The 24096-nt window shown below is 72.3% G+C and carries 19 protein-coding genes; 14 read left to right on the top strand and 5 right to left on the bottom strand.

Features of this window, described 5'->3' with window-relative positions:
- Positions 1-49: 49 nt before the first annotated feature.
- A complete protein-coding gene (locus tag ACWZEH_RS12710; RefSeq protein WP_456198181.1) occupies positions 50-1414 on the bottom strand; it encodes an MFS transporter in 1365 nt (454 codons plus the stop codon).
- 83 nt (positions 1415-1497) lie between these two features.
- On the opposite strand from ACWZEH_RS12710, the gene ACWZEH_RS12705 reads away from it, so the two are divergent.
- The 4 genes from ACWZEH_RS12705 to ACWZEH_RS12690 all read left to right on the top strand — a co-directional run bounded on the left by ACWZEH_RS12705 (position 1498) and on the right by ACWZEH_RS12690 (position 7708).
- Positions 1498-2466, top strand: a complete 969-nt coding sequence (locus ACWZEH_RS12705) for a LysR family transcriptional regulator (protein ID WP_456198179.1) — start codon at positions 1498-1500, stop codon at positions 2464-2466.
- A gap of 897 nt (positions 2467-3363) precedes the next feature.
- A complete protein-coding gene (locus ACWZEH_RS12700) occupies positions 3364-4185 on the top strand; it encodes a hypothetical protein (protein WP_456198178.1) in 822 nt (273 codons plus the stop codon).
- Positions 4185-6383 (top strand): bifunctional polysaccharide deacetylase/glycosyltransferase family 2 protein, encoded by a 2199-nt coding sequence (locus ACWZEH_RS12695; RefSeq protein WP_456198176.1) that lies wholly within the window; start codon positions 4185-4187, stop codon positions 6381-6383. Before ACWZEH_RS12700 ends, ACWZEH_RS12695 begins: the two co-directional genes overlap by 1 nt.
- The gene (locus ACWZEH_RS12690; RefSeq protein WP_456198175.1) at positions 6380-7708 is read left to right on the top strand and encodes an acyltransferase family protein; all 1329 of its coding nucleotides are present in this window, start codon (positions 6380-6382) and stop codon (positions 7706-7708) included. Before ACWZEH_RS12695 ends, ACWZEH_RS12690 begins: the two co-directional genes overlap by 4 nt.
- A 166-nt stretch (positions 7709-7874) precedes the next feature.
- On the opposite strand, the gene ACWZEH_RS12685 is transcribed toward ACWZEH_RS12690, so the two are convergent.
- The 3 genes from ACWZEH_RS12685 to ACWZEH_RS12675 all read right to left on the bottom strand — a co-directional run bounded on the left by ACWZEH_RS12685 (position 7875) and on the right by ACWZEH_RS12675 (position 9975).
- Positions 7875-8360 carry a DUF6083 domain-containing protein gene (locus ACWZEH_RS12685; protein WP_456198174.1) on the bottom strand — a complete coding sequence of 162 codons (486 nt, stop codon included), beginning with the start codon at positions 8358-8360 and terminating at the stop codon, positions 7875-7877.
- A gap of 549 nt (positions 8361-8909) precedes the next feature.
- Positions 8910-9113: a DUF397 domain-containing protein gene (locus ACWZEH_RS12680; RefSeq protein WP_456198173.1), complete on the bottom strand. Its 204-nt coding sequence runs from the start codon at positions 9111-9113 to the stop codon at positions 8910-8912.
- Between the two features lie 10 nt (positions 9114-9123).
- Positions 9124-9975: a helix-turn-helix domain-containing protein gene (locus tag ACWZEH_RS12675; RefSeq protein ID WP_456198171.1), complete on the bottom strand. Its 852-nt coding sequence runs from the start codon at positions 9973-9975 to the stop codon at positions 9124-9126.
- 225 nt (positions 9976-10200) lie between these two features.
- On the opposite strand from ACWZEH_RS12675, the gene ACWZEH_RS12670 reads away from it, so the two are divergent.
- The 10 genes from ACWZEH_RS12670 to ACWZEH_RS12625 all read left to right on the top strand — a co-directional run bounded on the left by ACWZEH_RS12670 (position 10201) and on the right by ACWZEH_RS12625 (position 22255).
- Entirely contained in the window at positions 10201-10647 is a 447-nt protein-coding gene (locus ACWZEH_RS12670) for an ATP-binding protein (RefSeq protein ID WP_456198170.1), read from the top strand.
- A 122-nt stretch (positions 10648-10769) separates the two neighbouring features.
- Positions 10770-11627 (top strand): hypothetical protein, encoded by an 858-nt coding sequence (locus ACWZEH_RS12665; RefSeq protein ID WP_456198169.1) that lies wholly within the window; start codon positions 10770-10772, stop codon positions 11625-11627.
- 193 nt (positions 11628-11820) lie between these two features.
- Positions 11821-13212 (top strand): nitrate/nitrite transporter, encoded by a 1392-nt coding sequence (locus ACWZEH_RS12660; protein WP_456198167.1) that lies wholly within the window; start codon positions 11821-11823, stop codon positions 13210-13212.
- A 204-nt stretch (positions 13213-13416) separates the two neighbouring features.
- Positions 13417-14595, top strand: coding sequence for a uroporphyrinogen-III synthase (locus tag ACWZEH_RS12655; RefSeq protein WP_456199579.1), 1179 nt, complete (start codon positions 13417-13419; stop codon positions 14593-14595).
- Positions 14596-15095: 500 nt separating this feature from the next.
- A complete protein-coding gene (locus ACWZEH_RS12650) occupies positions 15096-15692 on the top strand; it encodes a CGNR zinc finger domain-containing protein (protein ID WP_456198166.1) in 597 nt (198 codons plus the stop codon).
- A gap of 245 nt (positions 15693-15937) precedes the next feature.
- Positions 15938-16525 (top strand): sigma-70 family RNA polymerase sigma factor, encoded by a 588-nt coding sequence (locus ACWZEH_RS12645; protein WP_074993260.1) that lies wholly within the window; start codon positions 15938-15940, stop codon positions 16523-16525.
- 65 nt (positions 16526-16590) lie between these two features.
- On the top strand, positions 16591-17352 hold the full coding sequence (locus tag ACWZEH_RS12640) for an anti-sigma factor (protein WP_456198164.1): 762 nt from the start codon (positions 16591-16593) through the stop codon (positions 17350-17352).
- Positions 17353-17411: 59 nt separating this feature from the next.
- Positions 17412-19724: a HelD family protein gene (locus tag ACWZEH_RS12635; RefSeq protein WP_456198163.1), complete on the top strand. Its 2313-nt coding sequence runs from the start codon at positions 17412-17414 to the stop codon at positions 19722-19724.
- 390 nt (positions 19725-20114) lie between these two features.
- The gene (locus tag ACWZEH_RS12630) at positions 20115-21539 is read left to right on the top strand and encodes an NAD-dependent malic enzyme (RefSeq protein WP_456198162.1); all 1425 of its coding nucleotides are present in this window, start codon (positions 20115-20117) and stop codon (positions 21537-21539) included.
- Between the two features lie 434 nt (positions 21540-21973).
- Complete coding sequence (locus ACWZEH_RS12625; RefSeq protein ID WP_042173245.1) at positions 21974-22255, top strand: HU family DNA-binding protein; 282 nt, start codon at positions 21974-21976, stop codon at positions 22253-22255.
- A gap of 241 nt (positions 22256-22496) precedes the next feature.
- Here the strand turns inward: ACWZEH_RS12625 and murA are convergent, their stop codons facing one another.
- Positions 22497-23843, bottom strand: coding sequence for a UDP-N-acetylglucosamine 1-carboxyvinyltransferase (gene murA, locus ACWZEH_RS12620; RefSeq protein WP_456198161.1), 1347 nt, complete (start codon positions 23841-23843; stop codon positions 22497-22499).
- Positions 23844-24096: the final 253 nt, after the last annotated feature.

Genomic DNA, 24096 nt, shown 5'->3' with positions numbered 1-24096 from the left:
GGGAGAAGTAGGGAAGGAGAGGAGGGAAGGGGAGGACGGACCGCCGGCCTCAGGCGCCCGTGCGGGCCGGGACCGGCGCCCCGAACGGGCGGGGCCCCGAGGGGCCGAGCAGGACGAGGGCGGTCAGCAGGGCCGTCGCGGCCGCCGCCACCGGGACCCCGTACCCGGCCGCCGCCGAGACGTGCTCCACCGTCCAGCCGCCGGCCGCGCTGCCGCAGGCGATCCCGCCGAGCAGGCCGGTCACCGCGAGGGTCATGCCCTCGTTCAGCCGGCCCTCGGGGGTGCGGCGCTGGACCAGGGTCATCGCCGTGACCATCGTCGGCGCCGTGGCCATCCCGGCCGGCAGGAGCGTGCCCGCCAGCAGGACGAGCGAGCCGGTGAGGGACGCCGCGAGCAGCGGCAGCACCATCAGGGCGGTCATCGCCGCCAGGCACCACGGCAGCCGGGACCACGCGGACCCCGCCGGGCGCATCGCCCCGTACGCGAGCCCCGCCGCGAAGGAGCCGGCCGCCTGGAGGGCGAGCACCGCGCCGGCCGCCGGGCGGTGCCCCTGGGCGTCCGTGAACGCGATCGTGACCACCTCCATCGCGCCGAACACCGCGCCGGTCGCGAGACAGACGAGGAGCAGCGGGCGCATTCCGGGCGCGCGGAAGGGAGCCCGGCCGCCCGGCGCGTGGCCTCCGGCCGGCGGCTCGGTGGAGCGCTGGGCGGTGAACAGTGTCACGCCCGTCAGCAGCAGCACCGCCCCCACCAGCGTGCCCGCCTCCGGGAAGAACGCCGTGCAGAGGAAGGCGGCGAGGACCGGGCCGAGCATGAAGCACAGCTCGTCCGCGGCCTGCTCGAAGGAGTTCGCGGTGTGCAGCGCCTCGGCGGCCCCGGTGCGGCCCTTCAGCAGGTGCGCCCAGCGGGCCCGGGACATCCCGCCGGTGTTCGGCGTCGTGGCGGTGGCGGCGTATGCGGCGAACAGGGTCCAGTCCGGGGTGCCGTGGCGCACGCAGAGCAGCAGCGCGAGGGAGCCGAGCACGGCGAACACCGCGGCGGGCAGGGCGACGCGGGCCTGCCCGTACCGGTCGACCAGCCGCGCGATCCAGGGGGCGGCCACCGCGGTCACCGCGAGCCCGGTCGCGACGACCGCGCCGGCCAGGGCGTACGAACCCCGCGTCACGGCGATCATCATGACCGCGCTCACGCTGAACATGCCCATCGGCAGCCGGGCGAGGAGGTTCCAGGCCGTGAACGCGCGGGCACCGGGCAGCGCGAAGAGGCGACGGTACGGGCCCCGCTCCCGGGCGTGGCCGTCGCCCTCCCGTCCCCGCGGTGAGAAGTCGACGGCGACCAGGGTGTCGGCGGTGACGGTGAGCAGGGGGGTGCCCGGGGAGGCCGGAGGGCGCCCGTGGAAGGTCGGTTGCGGCATGGACCCACCGTCGCCCGGGCCCGCGGCGCCGGTCCAACACCTTCCCGGTACCGATTCACGCACCCGCGTTGTAGGTTCACGGGGTGCCCGCTCCCGCCCACCTCGACCCCCGGCTCCTGCGCGCCTTCGTCACCGTCGCCGAGGAGCTGCACTTCACCCGCGCCGCGATGCGCCTCTACGTCGCCCAACAGGCGCTGAGCCGCGACGTACGGCGGCTGGAACGGGAGCTGGGCAGCGAGCTGTTCGTACGGACCACCCGGCAGGTGACGCTCACCCCCGACGGGGAACGCCTGCTGCCGTACGCCCGCCGGGTGCTGGCGGCGCAGGACGACCTGCTCGCCGCCGCCGGGCAGACCCGGCCGCTGCTGGTGGACCTCAACTCCCCGGGACTGGCCACCGGGCGGCGAGTCCTGCACCGGGCCCGCGAACTCACCCCCGGTCATGAACTGATGGCCCGTTACGAGAGCGGACTGACCTGGGCCGCGGGCGAGTTGGTCGCGGGCCGGCTCGACGCGTCGTTCGGGCGGTTCGCGGGGCTCCCCGAGGCGCTGAAGGCCGGGCTCGACCAGCAGCCCGTACGGTACGAGCCGATGGCGGTGATCCTTCCCGAGGGCCACCGGCTGGCCGCCCTGGACCGGGTACCGCTCGACGCCCTGGCGGGCGAGGCCGTGTACGCCGGGGCGGGCAATCCGCGCACGCCCGAGTGGACCGACCTCGCGGGGCTGCTGTTCGAGGGGAGGGGCATCGTCGTCGCGCCGCCCGCGCCCCTGGCCGTCGGCGAGGAGGAGTTCCAGCGGATCATGGCCCGCACCGGGCATCCGGTCCTCGCCGTGGTGGACTTCCCGCCGCTGCCCTCGATGGTGCTGCGCCCGCTGGTCGACCCCGTCCCCCTGTCCCCCGTGTCGCTTGTGTGGCGAAAAGGGATTGTTCACCCCGCTCTGGAGGGGCTTCGTAGGGCGGCAGCCGAAATCGCCGCCGAAGAGGGCTGGTTGCGACGGCCCGCGAAGGGGTGGGTTTCGGACAGGGATCTCGATGTCATGAGTTCTCCGTGATGTCTCACACCTGTCCGTGATGTCTCACACCTGACACGAATCCACACCCGGGGAACACGACACCCCCGCGTACGCTACATTCGATGCTCGAGCACAGTGTGATAAACGGGACGCTCGGAGCGGGCGGGGGACCATGTCCGGCGGCGCATGCCGAGGCCGCACGCGCACCCGGAACGGTCCCGTGGGGGAAAGAGCGTGCGCGTGGAGAAGTGGCGAGAAAACGCCCAACCTGAACGGTCCGAGTCCGAGTCCCGGGCCGCCCCGATCGGGGACGCCCGGCCCGCCTCCGGCGGTTCTTCCACCGTCCCGGGAACGTGGTTCTCCCGGGACGTGCCCGGCCGCACCGCCCGTGCCGCAGGGGCGGACGACGTCACCGGGACGAGGAGACCCCCCGGCGCACCCCACGCGGCCGGCCCGGACGACCGGGCCGACCTGGAGGACCGGGTCGCCCCGGACGACGCGAAGGCCAGGACGACCACGATGAGCGCAACGCCCCCACCCGGCGGCACGAGCGGGATGCCCGCACAGCGCGGGCCGAAGAGGGCGGACAGGCCGGGCGGGCCGGGCGGGCCGAACAGGGCCGCCCCGGCGCCGCCGAGGACCTTCGACGACCCCGAGGAGACCAGGGCGCTGCGCATCAGGCCCCGTACTCCGTCCGGGGGGGCCGACGGGTTCGACCGGACCGAGAGGTTCGAGAAGCCCGAGGTGCCCTTCTCCGCCCGTAGCACCCCCGCACCCGCCTCCGCGGGCTCCACCGGTGACACCGGCTTCACCGCGCGTCTCCCCACCCGGACCCCCGCGACGCCCCGGCCGTCCCGCACACCCCTGCGCGACCCCTGGCAGGAGGGAGCCGAGGCGACCGCGCTCGCCCCCGCCGCACCCGCGCCCACCAGGCCGGTGCCCGCAGTCGCGGACACAGCCGTAGTCGCGGACGCCGGTACGACCGAGCACACCCACGACCCGCACGAGGTGACGGTCCAGCTCGACGCCGTGCAGTTCGGCGACGGCGTGCTGCGGGCAACGCCGGGCAGGCACCGCAGCGGTGGAGGCCACGACGCCGCGGACGGACCCGTGTTCGTCGACGAGTCGGGCCGCCGCGGCCGCCTCTACCGCCGGATCGGCCTGGCCGTCGGCCTGGCCTGCGCCGGATACGCCGTCGTGATCGTCGCCACGCTGATGTCGGGCAACTCCACCGCCCCCTGGATGCCCGTGCCCGGCCAGGAGCAGGAGCAGCCCGCCGGGAAGGTCGAGACCTCGCCGCGGCCCGCCGAGCCGGACGCGTCGCCCAGTGTCGAGCCCACCCCGGGCACCGAGCCGACCGCGGACGACCCCGACGCCCCCGCCTCGCCCGACGCCGGTGTTCCCGCGGGCGGCGTGGCGAGCCCCGAGGCCGAGTCCGGCGAGGCCGCCGAGCCGTCGTCGACGCCGACCGGGAGCGCCCCGAAGCCGGGCACCGGCACCGGCGGTTCCGCCACGACAGAGCCGGCCGATCCCCCGGCCGAGACGGAAACCGCCGACCCGCCGGCCTCGTCCGGCGGCACCGGCACCGATCCGGACACGCCCCCCGCCGGGGAGGACCCCGTCGACGAGGAGCCCGCGGGCACCGACACGGTCGCCCAGGCGCCCCAGGCCCCGCCGGCCGTGGCCGCCGAGAACCCCGCCGCACAGCCCGCACCGTCCACCGCACCCGCCGCACCGTCCCCGGAGCACGTTCTCTGATGGCCTCCCACTCCCGCCGCCCCGGGCCCGCGACCAGAGCCCGAGGCGGCTCCCGGCGTCGCCGTCTGCCCCTGCGCCTGCTGCTTCCGCTGCTCGTCCTCGTCGCCCTGGCGGCGATGCTGATGCTGCGCGGGTACACGCACAGCGAGATCCTCGCCGACCACCGCGTCCAGCCGCCCGCCGCCACCGACCAGGTGCCGAAGAAGATTCTGGAGGGCGGCCCGGTCATCGACGCCCGGGAGGGGCGCGCCGAGACCCTGAGCGTGCCCGACCGCCGGCTGGTCCTCACCTTCGACGACGGCCCGGACCCGGTCTGGACGCCGCGCGTGCTGGACGTACTGAAGAAGCACGACGCGCACGCGGTCTTCTTCGTCACCGGCACCATGGCCTCCCGCCATCCGGACCTCGTCCAGCGCATGGTCGACGAGGGGCACGAGCTCGGCCTGCACACGTTCAACCACCCCGACCTCTCCCTCCAGTCCAGGGAGCGCATCGACTGGGAGCTGTCGCAGAACCAGCTGGCGCTCACCGGCGCGGCCGGGGTGCGCACCTCGCTCTTCCGCCCGCCGTACTCCTCCTTCTCCGCCGCCATGGACAACAAGTCCTGGCCGGTCACCGAGTACATCGGCGGCCTCGGGTACATCACCGTCGTCAACAACACCGACAGCGAGGACTGGCAGCGGCCCGGCGTCGACGAGATCATCCGCCGTGCCACGCCCGAGAACGGCGAGGGCGCCATCGTCCTGATGCACGACTCCGGCGGCGACCGCAGCCAGACAGTCGCGGCGCTGGACCGGTTCCTGCCCGACCTGAAGGAGCGGGGCTACGAGTTCGACAACCTCACCGAGGCCCTGGACGCGCCCGGCGCGATGAGCCCGGTGACCGGCGCCGAGCTGTGGAAGGGCAAGGCGTGGATCTTCCTGGTCCAGGCCTCGGAGAAGATCACCGGCGGTCTGGTGGTGGGCCTGGCGGTCATCGGCACCCTGGTCATCGCCCGCTTCGTGCTGATGCTCCTGCTCTCCGGCATCCACGCCCGCCGGGTCCGGCGCAAGGGGTTCAGCTGGGGTCCGCCGGTCACCGAACCGGTGACGGTGCTGGTCCCGGCCTACAACGAGGCCAAGTGCATCGAGAACACCGTCCGTTCCCTGATGGACAGCGACCACCCCGTCGAGGTCCTGGTCATCGACGACGGTTCCAGCGACGGCACGGCCCGCATCGTCGAGGCCATGGGCCTGCCCAACGTCCGGGTGATCCGCCAGCTCAACGCGGGCAAACCGGCCGCCCTCAACCGGGGCCTGGCCAACGCCCGGTACGACATCGTCGTGATGATGGACGGCGACACGGTCTTCGAGCCGTCCACCGTCCGCGAACTCGTCCAGCCCTTCGGCGACCCGGGGGTGGGAGCCGTGGCGGGCAACGCGAAGGTCGGCAACAAGGACAGCCTCATCGGCGCCTGGCAGCACATCGAGTACGTGATGGGCTTCAACCTGGACCGCCGCATGTACGACGTCCTCGGCTGCATGCCGACCATCCCGGGCGCCGTCGGCGCCTTCCGCCGCTCGGCCCTGGTCCCGATCGGCGGCATGAGCGACGACACGCTCGCCGAGGACACCGACGTCACCATGGCGCTGCACCGCGCCGGCTGGCGCGTGGTCTACGCGGAGAACGCCCGCGCCTGGACCGAGGCCCCGGAGACGGTCCAGCAGCTGTGGTCCCAGCGCTACCGCTGGTCGTACGGCACCATGCAGGCCATCTGGAAGCACCGCCGCTCCGTGATCGACAAGGGCCCCTCGGGCCGCTTCGGCCGCGTGGGCCTGCCCTTCGTCTCCCTGTTCATGATCGTGGCCCCGCTGCTGGCCCCCCTGATCGACGTCTTCCTGCTCTACGGCCTCGTCTTCGGCCCGACCGAGAAGACGATCACGGCGTGGCTGGGGGTCCTGGCCGTCCAGGCGGTCTGCGCGGCCTTCGCCTTCCGTCTCGACCGCGAACGCATGACCCACCTGATCTCGCTGCCGCTGCAGCAGATCCTCTACCGCCAGCTCATGTACGTCGTGCTGCTCCAGTCCTGGATCACCGCGCTCACCGGCGGCCGCCTGCGCTGGCAGAAGCTGCGGCGCACCGGCGTCGTCGAGGCGCCCGGCGGCTCGGTGCCGCGCCAGAACGCGCGGACCGACGACGATCGGAGGCCCGTGGCATGACCCACGGATACACGGCCGGTACGGGCCCGGTGCCGGAGCCGGCCGGCCCGTACGGAACCGCGCACACGGGAGACGCGCCCGGCGTCCCGGGGACGCCGCTCGCCGTCCCGCGGCAGCGCACGACCGCGCCCGCGCCCGTACCGGACCCCGCCGCCCCGGCCGCCCCGGCGAAGCCCGGCCGTGACCGGTACCTCGATCTGCTGCGCTCGCTCGCCCTGGTCCGCGTGATCGTCTACCACCTGTTCGGCTGGGCCTGGCTGACCGTGCTGTTCCCGTCGATGGGCGTGATGTTCGCGCTGGCGGGTTCGCTGATGGCGCGTTCGCTGAAGCGTCCGGCGGGGAGCGTGATCCGCAGCCGGGTCCGCCGTCTCCTGCCGCCCATGTGGGCGTTCGCCGTGGTCGTGCTGGCGATGATGTTCGCGAACGGCTGGAACCCGGCGAAGGACGACGGTTCCTGGGGCCTGATCGGGCTGTTCAACTACATCGTCCCGATCGGTGCTCCGCCCTATCCCTGGGAGCTCGGCTCCCCGTCGGGCCTGCTGGACGACACCTGGGCGGTGCAGGCCGCGGGCCCGCTGTGGTACCTGCGCGCCTACCTGTGGTTCGTGCTCGCGTCGCCGCTGCTGCTGTGGGCGTTCCGCCGGGCCCCCTGGCCGACCCTGCTCGCACCGCTGGGCCTGACGGCGGTCGTCGGCACGGGCCTGGTGACCATCCCCGGTGAAACGGGCAACGCGGTCACCGACTTCGCGGTCTACGGCAGTTGCTGGGTACTGGGCTTCGCCCACCACGAGGGCATGCTGCAGCGGATCCCGCGGTACGTCTCGGTCTCCTGCGCGTCGCTGGTGATGGCCTTCGGCCTGTGGTGGGCGTCGAACCACCTGGGCCCCGACGGCTGGGACCTCAACGACATTCCGCTGGCCCAGGCGACCTGGTCGTTCGGGTTCGTCGTGATCCTGCTCCAGTACTCCCCGTCGTGGCGGGAACTCCCGGGCCGCCTGGCGCAGTGGGACAAGCTGGTGACCCTCTCCAACAACCGCGCGGTCACCATCTACCTGTGGCACAACATGCTGATCATGGCGACCGTCCCGATCATCGACCTGCTGTACCGGCTCCCGTTCCTGCAGAGCGAACGCGGGGCGGACGCCATCACCAGCACGTACACCCTCTGGATGTTCGCCCTGATCTGGCCGCTCATCGGCCTGACGGTCCTCGCGGTCGGCTGGGTCGAGGACCTCGCGGCCAAGCGCAGGCCCCGCCTGTGGCCGAACGGCGCGAAGCGCTCCGCCGGAAAGGGGCCCGGCCGCCGCGCCGCCCGCCGGGGCTGACGACGCCCCTCTTCTCGGGACTCCGCCTTCTTCGGCGGCGGCGTTGGTGAGGGCGGCGGGCATACGGTCCAAGTCGGCGCAGGTCTCGTCGAAGGGGTGCCGGCAACCCGTTCGGTGTTCCGGCCGGGCCTGACGGCTCGGGTGGAAACAGAGATGTCCGCGGTGGTCAGCCCGCGTCGGGCAGCGCCTCCGGGAAACCCTGCTCACCCGCCTTCCGCCGTGCCCGCTCCGTGTTGAACCGCCGGACCGTCTCCAACCACCGCCACGGGCGGATCTCGTCCAGGGCCAGGCCGGGACAGGCGAGCTGGTGGGGGATGCGGCAGGTGGCGCCGGGCAGGGGTTCGTCCAGACCGCCGTTCCAGGCGGTGCCGTCGGTGTCGAGGTGCCAGCGGTGTCCGCCGGGCACGAGGTGGGCGGGCAGGGTGAAGCCGGGCTCGAGGAGGACGTGCTGGCCGGTGTAGGTGCGGCGGCGTTCGCCGGCCAGGCCGCAGTGAGGGCAGAGGGGCGGGCGGGGTGGTTCAGGGCCGGTGGCGCCGTCCAGGGCGGCCTGGGCGCGGTCGATGTTCTCCCAGGGGCGTGCGGTGGCGGGTGCGTGGCGGTGGGCGTCGGGGCCGGGTGGCGGAACGATGGTCGGTTCGTGTGTTTCCCTCATGGGTTTGAGCGTGGAGGCGGCCGTCGGTGCGGGGTAGGGCGCGATTCGGGCGTAACGGGAGCATGAGGGCGGGGCGCGTGGGCGCGGGGCACGACTCCTGAGGCGATGGGGGCCGCGGGGTGTTGTGGTGGCGTGGCTGGCCCTTGGCGTGGTCGTCCGTGCGCGCGGGCCCTGCCGTCAAGAGAGGTGTCGGCCGCGCGGTCCCGGACAGTTCAGCCTCAGGGGCACGGCGGCCTTGTCCCGGCATGACCTGCCTCATCTGCTGGAGTCACCGCTTTCGGCAGATGGTCCCGGTGCCGCGGGGCCGGAGGCGGGTGCCTTGCCGAAAAGCGTGAGCAGTCGACGGGTGAATGACTCAGCGTTGCTCAAAAGAGCACTATGGGAGCAGTGGTGGTCGCCATGCTCACGTTGTGGAGGCGATGTGTCACGCCCGGGCGCGGGCTTCCTGTCCCGGCACCGCCGGCGAGGCCCTCCAACAGGCGGTCACGGAGAGTCCTGGCGCAACCAGCCGATCACCTCCTACAGGGCCCGGTACCCCGTCACTCGATCTCACGACCGCCGAGCAGCGCTATCGGCCCCGATCTCTCTGGCGTACACGATGAAGGTGGCCCACGTGGCCTGGGAGAGGTCGAGCCGTGGTCCGGCCGGGTCCTTCGAGTCGCGTATGAGGGCGGTGGCAGAAGTGGTGCTCACTTCAACACAGTTGGAGGCGTCAGGGCTGTAGGAGGACTTACGCCATTGGTGATCGGACATCGTGATTCCCTCAAGTGTTCTGGACGATGTGGTGGATCAGGTCACGGGACTCGGCAGGTTTGAGGGCGTTCGACTCCATGCGGTCCAGCACTGAACGGTACTTGTCCAACTGGGCTTCCGCGTCCAGGAATTCGCACCCGTGGTGGGTGTCCAGCTGCACAGTGTCGAGCTGCGGGACGGCTCCCAGCAGATAGTCGATGGACTGTCCCGTCCCCGGGAAGGAGCCCTTACCGAACGGGATGATCCGAATGGTGACGTGGTCGAGCTCGCTCATGTCCAGCAGGTGCTGGAGCTGGGAGCGGACGGTTGCGGGGCCGCCGTACCCCATGTGAAGGGCGGACTCGTGGATCACTGCCGTGTAAGGGGGCGGATCCTCGCGGTGAAGAATGGCCTGGCGCTTGATGCGATGGGACACGCGGTGCTCGATCTCGTACTGCCGCAGGGGCGGTACCGCCTCGCGGAAGAGGGCGCGGGCATGGTCGGTGGTCTGCAGCAGGGCGGGGATGTGAACAACCAGTGCCACGCGCAGGGCTGCCGCATGGTGCTCCAGCTCGGCGAGGTCGATGAGGCCTACGGGCAGGTGTTCGCGGTACTCCTCCCACCAGCCTCGTGATCGCCGCCCGGTCATGGCGGCCAAGGCGTCGACGAGCGCGGGGTCGGAGCAGGCGTAGGTGTGCGCCATGGAGTGGACCCGGTCGGCGCTGACAGGCGTGCGGCCCGTTTCGATCATGCTGACGCGTGCCTGGTTGACGCCGAGCAACTCGCCCGCGCCAGTGGCGGTGAGGCCGGCCCGCTCGCGAAGCTTGCGCAGTTCGGTGCCCAGTCTCCGTTGCCGCAGCGTCGGATTGTTGGTGGGCGGCACAGCGTGTCCTTCCTGGCCGCAATGCGGCGTCTCTCTCCCTCGCACGAGTGAAACGTGGATGGATTCATCTCTTTCCGTAGGATCTATCTAACCATTCACTTTACGGTGGTCACGCAACGCTCAACCGCTCGCTCCGTATGCCGGAAGCGCACCGTGGCCGCGGCACTGCCACCGCCGATGTCGCCGTTGAGCGAGCTCAAGTCCCCTTCTCCTTTGGAGCCGTTCATGGTCACCGTAGTCCCGCCCCGCCCTTGGGCGTACGCCCTTCGCCTGCCCCATGACCCCCGCGCCGTACGCGTCGCACGCACGACGGTGCGGGCGGCGCTGGACGGGCACGGTGTGCAGGACACCGCCGACGTCGTGGAGCTGCTGACGTCGGAGTTGGTCACCAACGCCTACCTGCACACCAAGGGGCCGTCCTCCCTGCGGCTCACGTGCCTGAGCGACGGCCGGCTGCGGGTCGGCGTGTGGGACAGCCACCCGTACATCCCCGCCCCGTTCAGCGGGTCCCGCGAGGACTCCGTCCCGCTCGCTCCGGCCGACGCCGGTTCCGGGCGTGGACTGCGCCTTGTTCAGGAGTACGCCGACTCCTGGGGAGGATGGGCCATCGGCGGCAGCGTGCTGGGGTGCGGGGCCGGGAAGCTGCTGTGGTTCGAAGTGGGTGAGCGATGAGCGCTGCGGTGAGGATCGAGCCTCCGCCAGGCGCCTCGCCCGCGCTTCCGCGACGGTGCGCCCCGTGCGAAACTGCCCCCTGTTGCGGAAGTGAACAGTGTGACCAGGGGGAGCGGGAACGGATGAGCAAGCGGCAGATGCGCAAGATGCTGGGGCTGATGGCGAGCGGGGAGCCGGTGGAGCTCACCAGTGCGATGGCATCCGTGAAGAAACTCGCCCGACTCGCCTTCGTCGCCCAGCAGTTCGGGTACGAGTACGCCGACGTGCGCCAGGGCGGCGGGCAGAACGCCTCGCTCAGGATGCTGATCGTCCCCGACCCCTCCCCGCAGGCGAGGGCGCGGGCCGCGCAGAACTGGGCCCAGTACCCGAACGCGGGTGACGGCGTCTCCCTGCCGCCGCTCGTACCGGACGCCTTCGAGCTCCTCAAGGCCCGCATCAACTTCGACCTCACCGGCAAGAACGCCGAGAAGCGCATGGGATACGGGGCGCTCGGCCTCTCCATCGGCTGCGTGATCCTGGCCTACCGGTCCGGGGGCTCGTCGTCCGACTTCGTCGTGGCGGGCGTGATCTGGCTCCTCCTGATGGCCGCCTTCGGCATTGGCTTCGTCATCACCCGCAGGCGCAACGCCAAGTTCGCGGCACGGCTCCGGGCGGCCGGGTTCGCCCCGGTGACGGACGAGACCGGCCGGGTGCGCTACCTGCCGCCGGGCAGGCAGACACCGGGGCACGGCAATCCGTTCGGCGGGGTCCCGTACGGCGCCGCCCCGGGTGCGGCCCCCGCGCCGTACGCCCAGCAGGGCCCGTACGCCCAGCAGGCCCCCGCCGCCTACGGCACGCCGCCCGCGCCCGTCCCGTACGGGTCCCCGCAGCAGCCCCCGGCCCCCGGCGGCCCCTACGCCCAGCCGCAGCCGCCGTACGGGCAGCCCGCCCAGCCGCCGTACCCCCAGCAGAACCCCTACGGGCAGCCTCCGCAGCGCTGACCTCACGGTGTGGTGTCCGACCGGAGCCGGACTCCTCTCACCCCGCCCCCACCAGTGGTGAGAGCAACGTTCCCCAGCGGTCACCCACTGCCACGGGCCGGAAACGCTCCCTCCCTACCTTCGGGACCAGGCCCCGGGCCCCCGGGCCCTCGCGGCATCCGTCCGCAGCACCCCGGAGAACAGTGGAGGCGTCATGACAGCCCCTGGCCAGGTCCCCGCACCGGCGCAGCCCCCGAGCAGGGGCGGCCGCTGGATCCAGCACTGGGACCCCGAGGACGAGACGTTCTGGAACCGGACCGGGGAGCCGATCGCCCGCCGGAACCTCCTCTTCTCCGTGCTGTCCGAACACGTCGGGTTCTCGGTGTGGACGATGTGGTCCGTGCTGGTGCTCTTCATGGGCCCCGAGTACGGGCTGACCCCGGCCGACAAGTTCCTGCTGACGTCCGTGGTGACGCTGGTCGGCGCCGTCGTCCGGGTCCCGTACACCTTCGCCGTGGCGGTGTTCGGCGGGCGGAACTGGACGATCATCTCGGCCGCGCTGCTGCTCGTGCCCACGGTCGCCGCGTTCACCGTGATGGAGCCGGGGACGTCCTTCTCCACGTTCCTGCTGGTCGGCCTGCTGGCCGGCATCGGCGGCGGCAACTTCGCCTCCTCCATGACCAACATCAACGCCTTCTTCCCGCTGCGGAAGAAGGGCTGGGCGCTCGGTCTGAACGCCGGCGGCGGCAACATCGGCGTCCCGGTGATCCAGCTCGCCGCCCTCGCGATCATCGGGGCGGGCGGCGGGCCCCGGGTGCTGCTCGGCATCTACATCCCGCTGATCGTCGTGGCCGCCGTGCTCGCCGCGCTGTACATGGACAACCTCGCCTCGGTGCGCAACGACACCGGCGCGGCCAAGGACGCCGCCCGGGACGCGCACACCTGGATCATGTCCTTCCTCTACATCGGCACCTTCGGCTCGTTCATCGGCTACAGCTTCGCCTTCGGGCAGGTGCTGCAGAACCAGTTCGACCGCACGCCGCTCGAGGCCGCGTACGTCACCTTCATCGGCCCGCTGCTCGGCTCCCTGATCCGCCCGGTGGGAGGCAGGCTCGCCGACCGGTACGGCGGCTCGCGGATCACGCTGTGGAACTTCGTCGCCATGGGCGCGGCGACCGGGGTGCTGATCGTCGCCTCCATGCAGGAGTCGCTGGTGCTGTTCACCGTCGCCTTCGTGGTGCTGTTCGTGCTCACCGGCCTCGGCAACGGCTCGACGTACAAGATGATCCCGGGCATCTTCCAGGCCAAGGCGCTGGCCCGGGGGCTGAGCGGCGAGGAGGCGGCCGCCCACGGGCGCCGGCTGTCCGGGGCGTCCATGGGGCTGATCGGCGCGGTGGGCGCGCTCGGCGGCGTCGCCATCAACCTGGCCTTCCGTCAGTCCTTCCTCTCCTACGGCTCCGGCACCGGCGCGTTCGTCGCCTTCCTGGCCTTCTACGCGGTCTGCCTGGTGGTGACCTGGGCCGTATACCTTCGCCGCCCGGCCCGGCCGGCCGCCCCGACGGCCGTCGCGGAGGAGAAGCCCCGGCTCAGCTATGCCGAGGTATGACGTAACACTGGTGACATGAAGCCGAACCGAGCCTGTCACGGACCGTTGACAGGCTCGGTCGGCATGAGGACGAGCCGTGCCTCGGGCAGCACACCGAAACGCAGTACACCGAAACGCAGCACACCGACTCGAGTGCGGGACGAGAGCGGGACGAGAACCATGCACGACGAACAGCAGGAACCCGACCGGCCCACGGAGCCGTCCATGGAGCCGTCCACGGAGCCGCCCATGGAGCCGCCCACGGAGCAGACCCCCGACCACGGGCCGCTCGCGGGCTTCACCGTGGGTGTGACCGCCGCGCGCCGGGCCGACGAGCTGGGCGCGCTGCTCCAGCGGCGCGGCGCCGCCGTCCTGCACGCCCCCGCGCTGCGGATCGTGCAGCTCGCCGACGACAGCGAACTGCTGGCCGCCACCAAGGAGATCATCGGACAGGCCCCGGACATCGCGGTCGCCACGACGGCGATCGGCTTCCGCGGCTGGGTCGAGGCCGCCGACGGCTGGGGGCTCGGCGACGATCTGCTGGCGCGGCTGCGCGGGGTGCGGATCCTGGCCCGCGGACCGAAGGTCAAGGGCGCGATCCGGGCGGCCGGGCTGACGGAGGAGTGGTCGCCTTCGTCGGAGTCGATGGCCGAGGTCCTCGACCGGCTGCTGGAGGAGGGCGTCGACGGACTGCGGATCGCCCTCCAGCTGCACGGCGAACCGCTGCCCGGGTTCGTGGAGTCGCTGCGGGCCGCGGGAGCGGACGTGGTGGGGGTGCCCGTCTACCGGTGGATGCCGCCGGAGGACATCACCCCCGTCGACCGGCTCCTCGACGCCACCGTCGCCCGGACCCTGGACGCGGTCACCTTCACCAGCGCGCCCGCCGCCGCGTCCCTGCTGTCCCGCGCCACGGAGCGCGGCCTGCTCGACGACGTCCTCGCCGCCCTCGGCCACGACGTCCTGCCCGCCTGCGTCGGCCCGGTCACCGCGCTGCCGTTGCAGGCCCGGGGCATCGACACGGTCCAGCCGGAACGCTTCCGGCTCGGCCCCCTCGTCCAGTTGCTCTGCCGGGAACTGCCCGGCCGGACCCGCTCGCTGCCGGTCGCCGGGCACCGGGTGGAGATCCGCGGGCACGCCGTCGTGGTGGACGGCGAGCTGCGTCCCGTACCGCCCGCGGGCATGTCGCTGCTGCGGGCGCTGGCCCGCCGCCCCGGCTGGGTCGTCGCCCGCGCGGACCTGCTGCGCGCGCTGCCGGGCACCGGCCGCGACGAGCACGCGGTGGAGACCGCGATGGCCCGCCTGCGCACCGCCCTCGGCGCGCCCAGGCTGATCCAGACGGTCGTCAAACGCGGCTACCGCCTCGCCCTGGACCCCCAGGCGGACGCCAAGTACGGGGACGCCTGAACGGAGCGGCCGGCGCGGCGCCGCGCGCGGCAAGGGGGAGGCAGCGGCAGGGGGAGGCATACGAGGGCGGGTCCTGAACCGGGACGTGGACAGGCCCTCGGCGGGACCCGGGAGGAGGATCCCGCGTCGGGAGGTGGAGGGGTCCTCGGCGGGATTCCTGCCAGGGTCGGGCCGGACCTCGGTCGGGATCTGTGCCGGGGGCGCAGCCCGATGCGGGATGCGGGTGGCACCGGGACGAGGTCCTTTCCTGGGCGGGACGAGGTTCCTTCCCGGGCCGGGGCGAGGTCTCTTCCGGGCCGGGGCGAGGTTCCTTCCGGTCCCGGGCCGGGACGGCCGGGCCCGGCGCCCCGAGCGAGGGGTTCTCGGTCAGGGGGTTCCGGGCGGGGGAGCGGGCGGGCACTGTAGAGGGAGCGGATTCCCGGAACGCGTCCCTCGGATCCCTCACTCGTACCGCCCCGGCCCCCACTCGACCGGGGTGAACCCTAGGCGGTGACAGGCACATGGCACTGGGTACGGTCACGGCGCCCCACGAGCTGCGGTTCGACACCGGGCGGGTCTGTCTGGACCTCCTCGCGACCACGCATCCCGGGGAACGGCTCGGCTCCGTCGACGTGCTGAGCGCCTGGATCACCGGCTCCGGCCTCGTCCCGGCGGGCACCTCGCTGACCCATGCCGACGGCGCCTGGCCGGTCGCCTTCCGCGAACTGCGCGGCCATCTCGCCCGTCTGGTGCTCGGCGGCCCGGCGCCCGGCGGCGTGGCCTACGACCTCGCGCTCGCCCGCGTCAACGAGACCGCCCGCGCCGCGCCCCCCACGCCGCGCGCGGTCCCCGGCGACGACGGGACACTGGTACGGCGGCTGGAGACGCCGCCCGGCCGCGCCGCGCTGCTCGCGGCGATCGCCCGGGACGCCGTGGACCTGCTCACCGACCCGCTCGCGCGCGGGTGCCTGCGGCAGTGCGAGGGCGACAACTGCCCGATCGTGTACCTGGACACCTCACGGGGCCGCCGCAGGCGCTGGTGCTCCAGCGAGGTCTGCGGAAACCGCGAACGCGTGGCACGCCACCGCCGCAGGGCCGCCGCACCCTCCCGCGCCTGACCCGTCCTCAGCTCCGTGACCGTGTGACATCGCCAACACCCCGTTCGCCCTCGGGGCGGCCCGGGCAGCCGGGCCACACCTCCGCCTGTGGTGGAAATGTGAAAAGGAAGCGGGGGGAATGTGCTCCCATGTCCCGGTCTCCACCTCGGCCCCCAGAAAAACGACGCCTCGCGTTGAACACCCGGCACCCCGCCTCCGTACCCGATGTCGAGCGACCGACGGGGGGGATCCCCGGGACACCGGAGGTGGGCGTGCGCAAGGATGCGGCCGTGGCCAATGAACGTGGAGCGAGGGCCCGACATCGCATGTCCCCGTCCTCGTCGAATGAACCCGACGAGGAGTTGATGCGTGCGCTGTATCGAGAGCACGCCGGGCCTCTGCTCGCCTACGTCCTGCGGCTGGTCGCCGGAGACCGGCAGCGAGCCGAGGACGTCGTGCAGGAGACGCTCATCCGTGCCTGGAAGAACGCCGGTCAGCTCAATCGGGCGACCGGATCGGTACGCCCCTGGCTGGTGACGGTCGCCCGGCGCATCGTCATCGACGGCCACCGCAGCCGGCAGGCCCGGCCGCAGGAGGTCGATCCGTCGCCGCTGGAGGTCATCCCCGCGGAGGACGAGATCGACAAGGCGCTGTGGCTGATGACGCTGTCGGACGCACTCGACGACCTGACCCCTGCCCACCGGGAGGTGCTCGTCGAGACCTACTTCAAGGGACGTACCGTGAACGAGGCGGCCGAGACCCTCGGGATACCCAGCGGCACGGTCCGCTCCCGGGTGTTCTACGCCCTGCGTTCGATGAAGCTGGCTCTGGAGGAGCGGGGGGTGACGGCGTGATGAGTGTGTACGGGGGATTCGGAGCGGGCGGTACGGGTATGTCTGGTGCCATGCAGGGATCACCGGTGCCGAACGAGCACGAGACCGTCGGTGCCTATGCTCTCGGCATCCTCGACGATGCCGAGGCGACCGCGTTCGAGTCGCACCTCGCCGGCTGCGAGTGGTGCGCCCAGCAGCTCGACGAACTCGCCGGCATGGAACCGATGCTGGCCGCCCTCGCGGACCTGCCCGGCACCGGCACGCCCTCGCTCGGCGAGTCGCTGTCGGCCAAGCCGGCGCCACGCGTGGTGGAGAAGCTGGTCGACGAGGTCGCCGAGCGACGCGCCAAGAAGCGCCGCCGCAACTTCTACATGGTCGCCGCCGCGGGCGCCCTGATCGTCAGCGGCCCCTTCGTCGCCGTCGCGGCGAACGGCGGGGGTGACAGCGGCAGCGGGGGCGGCGGCACCAACCAGACGCTCTCCGCCGACCCGGCGAAGGACATCTTCGAGCGGACCCCCGACAAGCTCACGGCCACCGACCCGGGCACCGGGGTCTCCGTGACCGTGGCGTTCCAGGAGAAGGACTGGGGCACCGGTCTCGCCGCGCGGATCACCAACGTCAAGGGCCCCGAGAAGTGCGCCCTGGTCGTCGTCGCAAAGAACGGCGAGCGGGAGACCGCGACCTCCTGGACCGTCCCGGAGTGGGGCTACGGCCTGCCGGACGCCAAGACGGACAAGGCCAAGCAGCCGCTCCACGTCCAGGGCGGCGCCTCGCTGAACCCCGACGAGATCGACAGCTTCGAGATCGTGACCTTCGAGGGCGAGAAGCTCGTCGAGGTCGACGCATAGCCTGACGGGCCCCCTTCGCGTACGGTTGACGGCTGCCCAGCACGTCAGAAGGGGGCCCGGTGGCCGCTCAGGCTCAGCAGGAAACCGCGGTCGATCCGGTTCACGAATCCACTCGCGACCGGGAGATCAGTGTCGAACAGGAACACCTCGACCGGGTGTACCGAAGGCTCGAGGAGAAGATCCACGAGGCCGAGTTCCTCATGCACGACGCCGCCCGGCGCGGCCAGGTCGGCACGCCCGGCGCGCTCGCCGAACGGGACGCCCAGGTCTTCAGGGCGGGCGTCCACCTCAACCGGCTGAACAACGAGTTCGAGGACTTCCTCTTCGGCCGGATCGACCTGCTCCTCGGCAAGGACGGCAAGAAGGGACCCGACGGCGCCTACACCGCCGTCGAGCCCGCCGAGGGCGCCGTCCGCCCCGACAACACCGCCGACATCGCCGAGACGCTGCACATCGGCCGCATCGGCGTCCTCGACGAGGACTACACCCCGCTGGTCATCGACTGGCGGGCGCCCGCCGCCGCCCCGTTCTACCGGTCCACCCCGGTCGACCCGGGCCGGGTGGTGCGCCGGCGCGTCATCCGCTCCAAGGGCCGCCGGGTCCTGGGGGTCGAGGACGACCTGATGCGCCCCGAGCTGACGGCCTCCCTGGACGGCCACGGGCTGCCCGTCATCGGCGACGGCGCCCTGATGGCCGCGCTGGGCCAGGCCCGGACGCACAGCATGCGGGACATCGTCGCCTCCATCCAGGCCGAGCAGGACCTGGTGATCCGCGCCCCCGCCGCCTCCGTGACCTACGTCGAGGGCGGCCCCGGCACCGGCAAGACCGCCGTCGCCCTGCACCGCGCGGCCTACCTGCTCTACCAGGACCGGCGCCGGTACGCGGGCGGCATCCTGATCGTCTCGCCCACACCGCTCCTGGTCGCCTACACCGAGGGCGTCCTGCCCTCCCTCGGTGAGGAGGGCCAGGTCGCCATCCGTGCCATCGGCTCCCTGGTCGACGGCGCCGAGGCCACCCTGTACGACGCCCCGGCGGTGGCGCGCGCCAAGGGCTCCTCCCGCATGCTCGGGGTGATCCGCAAGGCCGCGCGCGGCGCCCTGGAGAACGGCGGCACGCCGACCCGGCTGCGCGTCGTCGCCTTCGGCCGGCGGCTCGAACTGGACGCCGACGAGCTGGCGGCGGTCCGCCACACCGCCCTGGGCGGCACCGCCCCGGTGAACCTGCTGCGTCCCCGTGCCCGCAAGCTGCTGCTCGACGCCCTGTGGGAGCGCTCCGGCGCGGGCGGCCGGTACGCCGACCCGGAACTGGCCGCCGAACTGCGTTCCTCCTTCGACGACGACATCACCACCGAGGACGCCTTCCTCGCCTTCTTCGACGCGTGGTGGCCCGAACTGACCCCGGCCGCCGTGCTGGACGCCATGGCCGACGAGCGCCGCCTCGGCCGCTGGGCCCGGCGCGTCCTCAACCAGGGCGAGGTCCGCAAGGTGGCCCGCTCGCTCAGGCGGGACGGCCGCTCGGTCCACGACGTGGCGCTGCTCGACGAACTCCAGGCGGTCCTCGGTACCCCCGCCCGCCCCCGGCGCAGGCGCGAGCTGGACCCGCTGGACCAGCTCACCGGTCTCGAGGAACTGATGCCGGCGCGCGAGGAGTCGCAGCGCGAGCGGGCCGAACGCCTCGCCCAGGAACGCACCGAGTACGCCCACGTCATCGTCGACGAGGCCCAGGACCTCACTCCCATGCAGTGGCGCATGGTCGGCCGGCGCGGCCGGCAGGCCACCTGGACGGTCGTCGGCGACCCCGCCCAGTCGTCCTGGTCCGACCCCGACGAGGCCGCCCGGGCCCGCGACGAGGCCCTCGGCAGCAGGCCCCGCCGCCGCTTCGAGCTCACCGTGAACTACCGCAACCCGGCCGAGATCGCCGACCTCGCCGCCAGGGTGCTCGCGCTCGCCATGCCCGGGTCCACCTCGCCGCGGGCGGTGCGCTCCACCGGCGTCGAACCCCGCTTCGTGACCGCCGGCCCGTCCGGGCCCGGTTCGGCCCTGGCCGAGACCGTGCGGGCGGAGACGGCCCGGCTGCTGGAGCGGGTCGACGGGACGGTCGGTGTGGTCGTCGCCATGCAGCGCCGTGAGGAGGCACGGCGCTGGCTGGACGGGCTCGGCGACCGGGCCGTCGCCCTCGGCAGCCTGGAGGCGAAGGGCCTGGAGTACGACGCGACGATCGTCGTCTCCCCGGCCGAGATCGCCGACGAGTCCCCGGCCGGCCTGCGCGTCCTGTACGTCGCGCTGACCCGCGCCACCCAGCAGCTCACCGTCGTCTCGGCCGAACGCGACGCACCGGACGCGGCGGGCGTCCCGGACCTGCTGCGGGATTGATCCGGCCGCGGGAATGGTTCTGCGGCGTCCGTTTGTTAGCCTGGCAAGTGACACCGGCCCGATCCAAGCCCCCGGGCCCAACCTTCGTCGCTACGAGCGACCACTTGCCGCGAGGCGAGCATGGCGGGCCGGTGTCACTGAACAAGCGAGGGGCCCATGTCACTTCCGGGTGACATGGGCCCCTCGCGTTGGCCTGCGGGACATGCGGGGCCTACGAGCGGTCCTTGATTTCTCGTATGGTGGAACAGTCCTTCCGGGAAATTTCGCGGCTACCCGTTTTCCGTGCGACCAAAACGTTCGCAATCGGATGCGGCTACCACGTACTCGGCGGTAGGTGCGACGATCGGACGGCACAAAGCAGCTACACGGTGAAAGCAGAGGAAGTCGGCCATGGCAACGGCGCCCAGCGTCTCCTACTCGATGACCATCCGGCTGGAGGTGCCGGCGAGCGGAGCCTCCGTCTCTCAGCTCACCACCGCCGTGGAATCCTCCGGCGGCACGGTCACCGGCCTCGACGTCACCGCGTCCGGCCACGAGAAACTCCGTATCGACGTCACCATCGCGGCCAGCTCCACCTCCCACGCCGACGAGATCGTGGAGAAGCTCCGCGGCGTCGAGGGCGTCAGCCTGGGCAAGGTCTCGGACCGTACGTTCCTGATGCACCTCGGCGGCAAGATCGAGATGCAGTCCAAGCATCCCATCCGCAACCGTGACGACCTCTCCATGATCTACACGCCGGGTGTGGCCCGCGTCTGCATGGCCATCGCCGAGAACCCCGAGGACGCCCGCCGCCTCACCATCAAGCGCAACTCCGTTGCGGTCGTGACGGACGGCTCCGCCGTGCTGGGCCTGGGCAACATCGGCCCGAAGGCCGCCCTGCCGGTGATGGAGGGCAAGGCCGCCCTGTTCAAGCGGTTCGCCGGGATCGACGCCTGGCCGCTGTGCCTCGACACGCAGGACACCGACGCGATCGTCGAGATCGTCAAGGCGATCGCCCCGGGCTTCGCCGGCATCAACCTGGAGGACATCTCCGCGCCGCGCTGCTTCGAGATCGAGGCCCGGCTGCGAGAGGCCCTCGACATCCCCGTCTTCCACGACGACCAGCACGGCACCGCGATCGTCGTCCTCGCGGCCCTGACCAACGCGCTGCGGGTCACCGGCAAGGCGATAGAGAACATCAGGGTCGTCATGTCCGGCGCCGGCGCGGCCGGCACGGCCATCCTCAAGCTGCTCATCGCGGCCGGTGTGAAGAACGCCGTCGTGGCCGACATCCACGGCGTGGTGCACGCGGGTCGCGCGGACCTGGTGGACGCCCCCGCCGACTCCCCGCTGTGCTGGATCGGCGACAACACCAACCCGGAGAACCTGACCGGCACGCTGAAGGAGGCCGTGCGCGGCGCGGACGTCTTCATCGGCGTCTCGGCCCCGAACGTCCTCGACGGCGACGACGTCGCCGCGATGGCCGACGGTGCGATCGTCTTCGCGCTCGCGAACCCCGACCCCGAGGTGGACCCGGGCATCGCCCGCCGGACCGCGGCCGTGGTCGCCACCGGCCGCTCCGACTTCCCGAACCAGATCAACAACGTGCTGGTCTTCCCGGGTGTCTTCCGCGGCCTGCTGGACGCCCAGTCGCGCACCGTCAACACCGGCATGATGCTCGCCGCCGCCAAGGCCCTGGCCGACGTGGTCACCGAGGACGAGCTGAACCCGAACTACATCATCCCCAGCGTGTTCAACGACAAGGTCGCGGGCGCGGTCGCCGGTGCGGTCCGGGAGGCCGCGAAGAGCACGGAGGCCCCCGCCCCCCTCGCCTAGGACCCCTGCCGCGGCTGTGACCATCACCACGGTAGGTGTGCGAACGGCGCGTCGTGGAACCCGTGACATACGGCCGCCCTTTATGGTGGCGGCCGTGACTCGGACCCCCGGCCTCCGCAGTCCGCTGCCGGCGGTGGACGCAGCGTTACCGTCGTCGGGCCGTGGGCGCCTCCCGGGTGACTCCCACGGGTGACTCCTGGGTGGTATCCCGGCTCCTGCGAGTGCCGGATTGGCTTTACCGCCGCAGGTAGAGGCAGGATGCTCCACCAGGACCACGTTCAGGGGGCAGCACCTCCAGGGGCGTGCGGGCCCGAGTAAGTACCCGGGTCCGGGGGACTCACCGAGGACCCTGGCAGCATCGGCTTGGTCGTGCCCCAAGTGCGGCCCCGCCGCGTGGCACGCCTCAACGGCAAGAAGAACACGGGAGTAACAACATGAACCGCAGTGAGCTGGTGGCCGCGCTGGCCGACCGCGCCGAGGTGACCCGCAAGGACGCCGACGCCGTGCTGGCCGCGTTCGCCGACATCGTCGGCGACATCGTCTCCAAGGGGGACGAGAAGGTCACCATCCCCGGTTTCCTGACCTTCGAGCGCACCCACCGTGCCGCTCGCACCGCCCGCAACCCGCAGACCGGTGAGCCGATCCAGATTCCGGCCGGCTACAGCGTGAAGGTCTCCGCGGGCTCGAAGCTCAAGGAAGCCGCCAAGGGCAAGTAACCCAGCCGTTCGTACGTCCCGGGACGGCGTACGACGCACAGCGACGCCAAAGGGGCGGCCACCCGATCGGGTGGCCGCCCCTTTGGCAAGACCGATTCCGGTCAGCCGGGCGCCTCGCCGGGCGGCTCGGCCTTCGCCCCCGGCTCCTCCGGCTCGTCCATGCCGTGTCCGCCCGGGGAACCACCCCCGGACCCCCGGCCGGGTGGGTGGTGCCGGTACCGGTGCCGCCGGCGAGCCGGGCTCAGCCCAGCGCCTTGCCGGGCAGCTCGACCTTCGCCCCCAGCTCCCCCAGCTTGTCCATGAAGTTCTCGTAGCCGCGGTTGATCAGGCCGATGCCGTGGACGCGGGACGTGCCCTGGGCGGCGAGGGCGGCGATCAGGTAGGAGAAGCCGCCGCGCAGGTCGGGGATGACCAGGTCGGCGCCCTGGAGCCGGGTCGGGCCCGAGACGACGGCCGAGTGGAGGAAGTTGCGCTGGCCGAAGCGGCAGTGGGAGCCGCCCAGGCACTCGCGGTAGAGCTGGATGTGCGCACCCATCTGGTTGAGTGCCGAGGTGAAGCCGAGCCGGGACTCGTAGACCGTCTCGTGGACGATCGACAGGCCCGTCGCCTGGGTCAGGGCGACGACCAGCGGCTGCTGCCAGTCGGTCTGGAAGCCCGGGTGGACGTCCGTCTCCAGCGCGATCGACTTGAGCCGGCCGCCCGGATGCCAGAACCGGATGCCGTGGTCGTCGATCTCGAAGGCGCCGCCGACCTTCCGGTAGGTGTTCAGGAACGTCATCATCGAGCGCTGCTGGGCGCCGCGGACGTAGATGTTCCCCTCGGTGGCCAGCGCCGCGGACGCCCAGGAGGCCGCCTCCAGACGGTCGGGAAGAGCACGGTGGTTGTAGCCGCCGAGCTTGTCCACACCGGTGACGCGGATGGTCCGGTCGGTGTCCATCGCGATGATCGCGCCCATTTTCTGCAGGACGCAGATCAGGTCCTCGATCTCCGGCTCCACCGCCGCGTTGGACAGCTCGGTGACGCCCTCCGCGAGGACCGCCGTCAGCAGCACCTGCTCCGTCGTGCCGACGGACGGGTACGGCAGCTCGATCTTCGTGCCGCGCAGCCGCTGCGGGGCCTCCAGGTACTGGCCGTCCGCCCGCTTCTCGATCGTCGCGCCGAACTGGCGCAGCACGTCGAAGTGGAAGTCGATCGGCCGGCCGCCGATGTCGCAGCCGCCCAGGCCCGGGATGAACGCGTGCCCGAGCCGGTGCAGCAGCGGACCGCAGAACAGGATCGGGATGCGGGACGAACCCGCGTGGGCATCGATGTCGGCGACGTTGGCGCTCTCCACCCGCGTGGGGTCGAGCACCAGTTCACCGGGCTCGTCGCCGGGACGGACCGTCACCCCGTGCAACTGGAGCAGCCCCCGGACGACGCGGACGTCGCGGATGTCCGGAACGTTGCCCAGCCGGCTCGGCTCGCTGCCCAGCAGGGCGGCGACCATGGCCTTCGGTACGAGGTTCTTCGCACCGCGGACACGGATCTCCCCCTCCAGCGGGGTTCCGCCGTGGACAAGCAGTACGTCTTCAGCGTCGTTGACGGTCATGAATCTCGCGTTCCGTGGAGGGGGTCAGGGGCCAGAAGGGCAAGGGTAGTCGCCCCCCACGCCCGTTCGACCAGCCCGTGCGCGGGCCGGCCGGGGCCCCGGACCACCACAACACGGGCAGTCCCCGTCCGGCCACCCGGGGTCACCGGCGTCACCGTGCGCCGGGGGGCGCCCCCGTGCGCCCGCCGGGCTTCGGCGGGCGTCTCACCAGGCCGCTCCCGCGCCGGACGGCCGCGACCACTCCCGTACTCCG

The sequence above is a fragment of the Streptomyces yamdrokensis genome, from assembly GCF_053890455.1.
The sequence above is the reverse complement of the archived record's forward strand: the minus strand, read 5'-3'. Positions and strand labels throughout refer to the sequence as shown.

Coding starts and splice junctions, on each gene's coding strand:
- ACWZEH_RS12710 (WP_456198181.1), bottom strand. CDS start 1,414: ATGCCGCAACCGACCTTCCACGGGCGCCCTCCGGCCTCCCCGGGCACC.
- ACWZEH_RS12695 (WP_456198176.1), top strand. CDS start 4,185: ATGGCCTCCCACTCCCGCCGCCCCGGGCCCGCGACCAGAGCCCGAGGC.
- ACWZEH_RS12690 (WP_456198175.1), top strand. CDS start 6,380: ATGACCCACGGATACACGGCCGGTACGGGCCCGGTGCCGGAGCCGGCC.
- ACWZEH_RS12685 (WP_456198174.1), bottom strand. CDS start 8,360: ATGAGGGAAACACACGAACCGACCATCGTTCCGCCACCCGGCCCCGAC.
- ACWZEH_RS12680 (WP_456198173.1), bottom strand. CDS start 9,113: ATGTCCGATCACCAATGGCGTAAGTCCTCCTACAGCCCTGACGCCTCC.
- ACWZEH_RS12670 (WP_456198170.1), top strand. CDS start 10,201: ATGGTCACCGTAGTCCCGCCCCGCCCTTGGGCGTACGCCCTTCGCCTG.
- ACWZEH_RS12665 (WP_456198169.1), top strand. CDS start 10,770: ATGAGCAAGCGGCAGATGCGCAAGATGCTGGGGCTGATGGCGAGCGGG.
- ACWZEH_RS12660 (WP_456198167.1), top strand. CDS start 11,821: ATGACAGCCCCTGGCCAGGTCCCCGCACCGGCGCAGCCCCCGAGCAGG.
- ACWZEH_RS12655 (WP_456199579.1), top strand. CDS start 13,417: ATGGAGCCGTCCACGGAGCCGCCCATGGAGCCGCCCACGGAGCAGACC.
- ACWZEH_RS12650 (WP_456198166.1), top strand. CDS start 15,096: ATGGCACTGGGTACGGTCACGGCGCCCCACGAGCTGCGGTTCGACACC.
- ACWZEH_RS12630 (WP_456198162.1), top strand. CDS start 20,115: ATGGCAACGGCGCCCAGCGTCTCCTACTCGATGACCATCCGGCTGGAG.
- ACWZEH_RS12625 (WP_042173245.1), top strand. CDS start 21,974: ATGAACCGCAGTGAGCTGGTGGCCGCGCTGGCCGACCGCGCCGAGGTG.
- murA (WP_456198161.1), bottom strand. CDS start 23,843: ATGACCGTCAACGACGCTGAAGACGTACTGCTTGTCCACGGCGGAACC.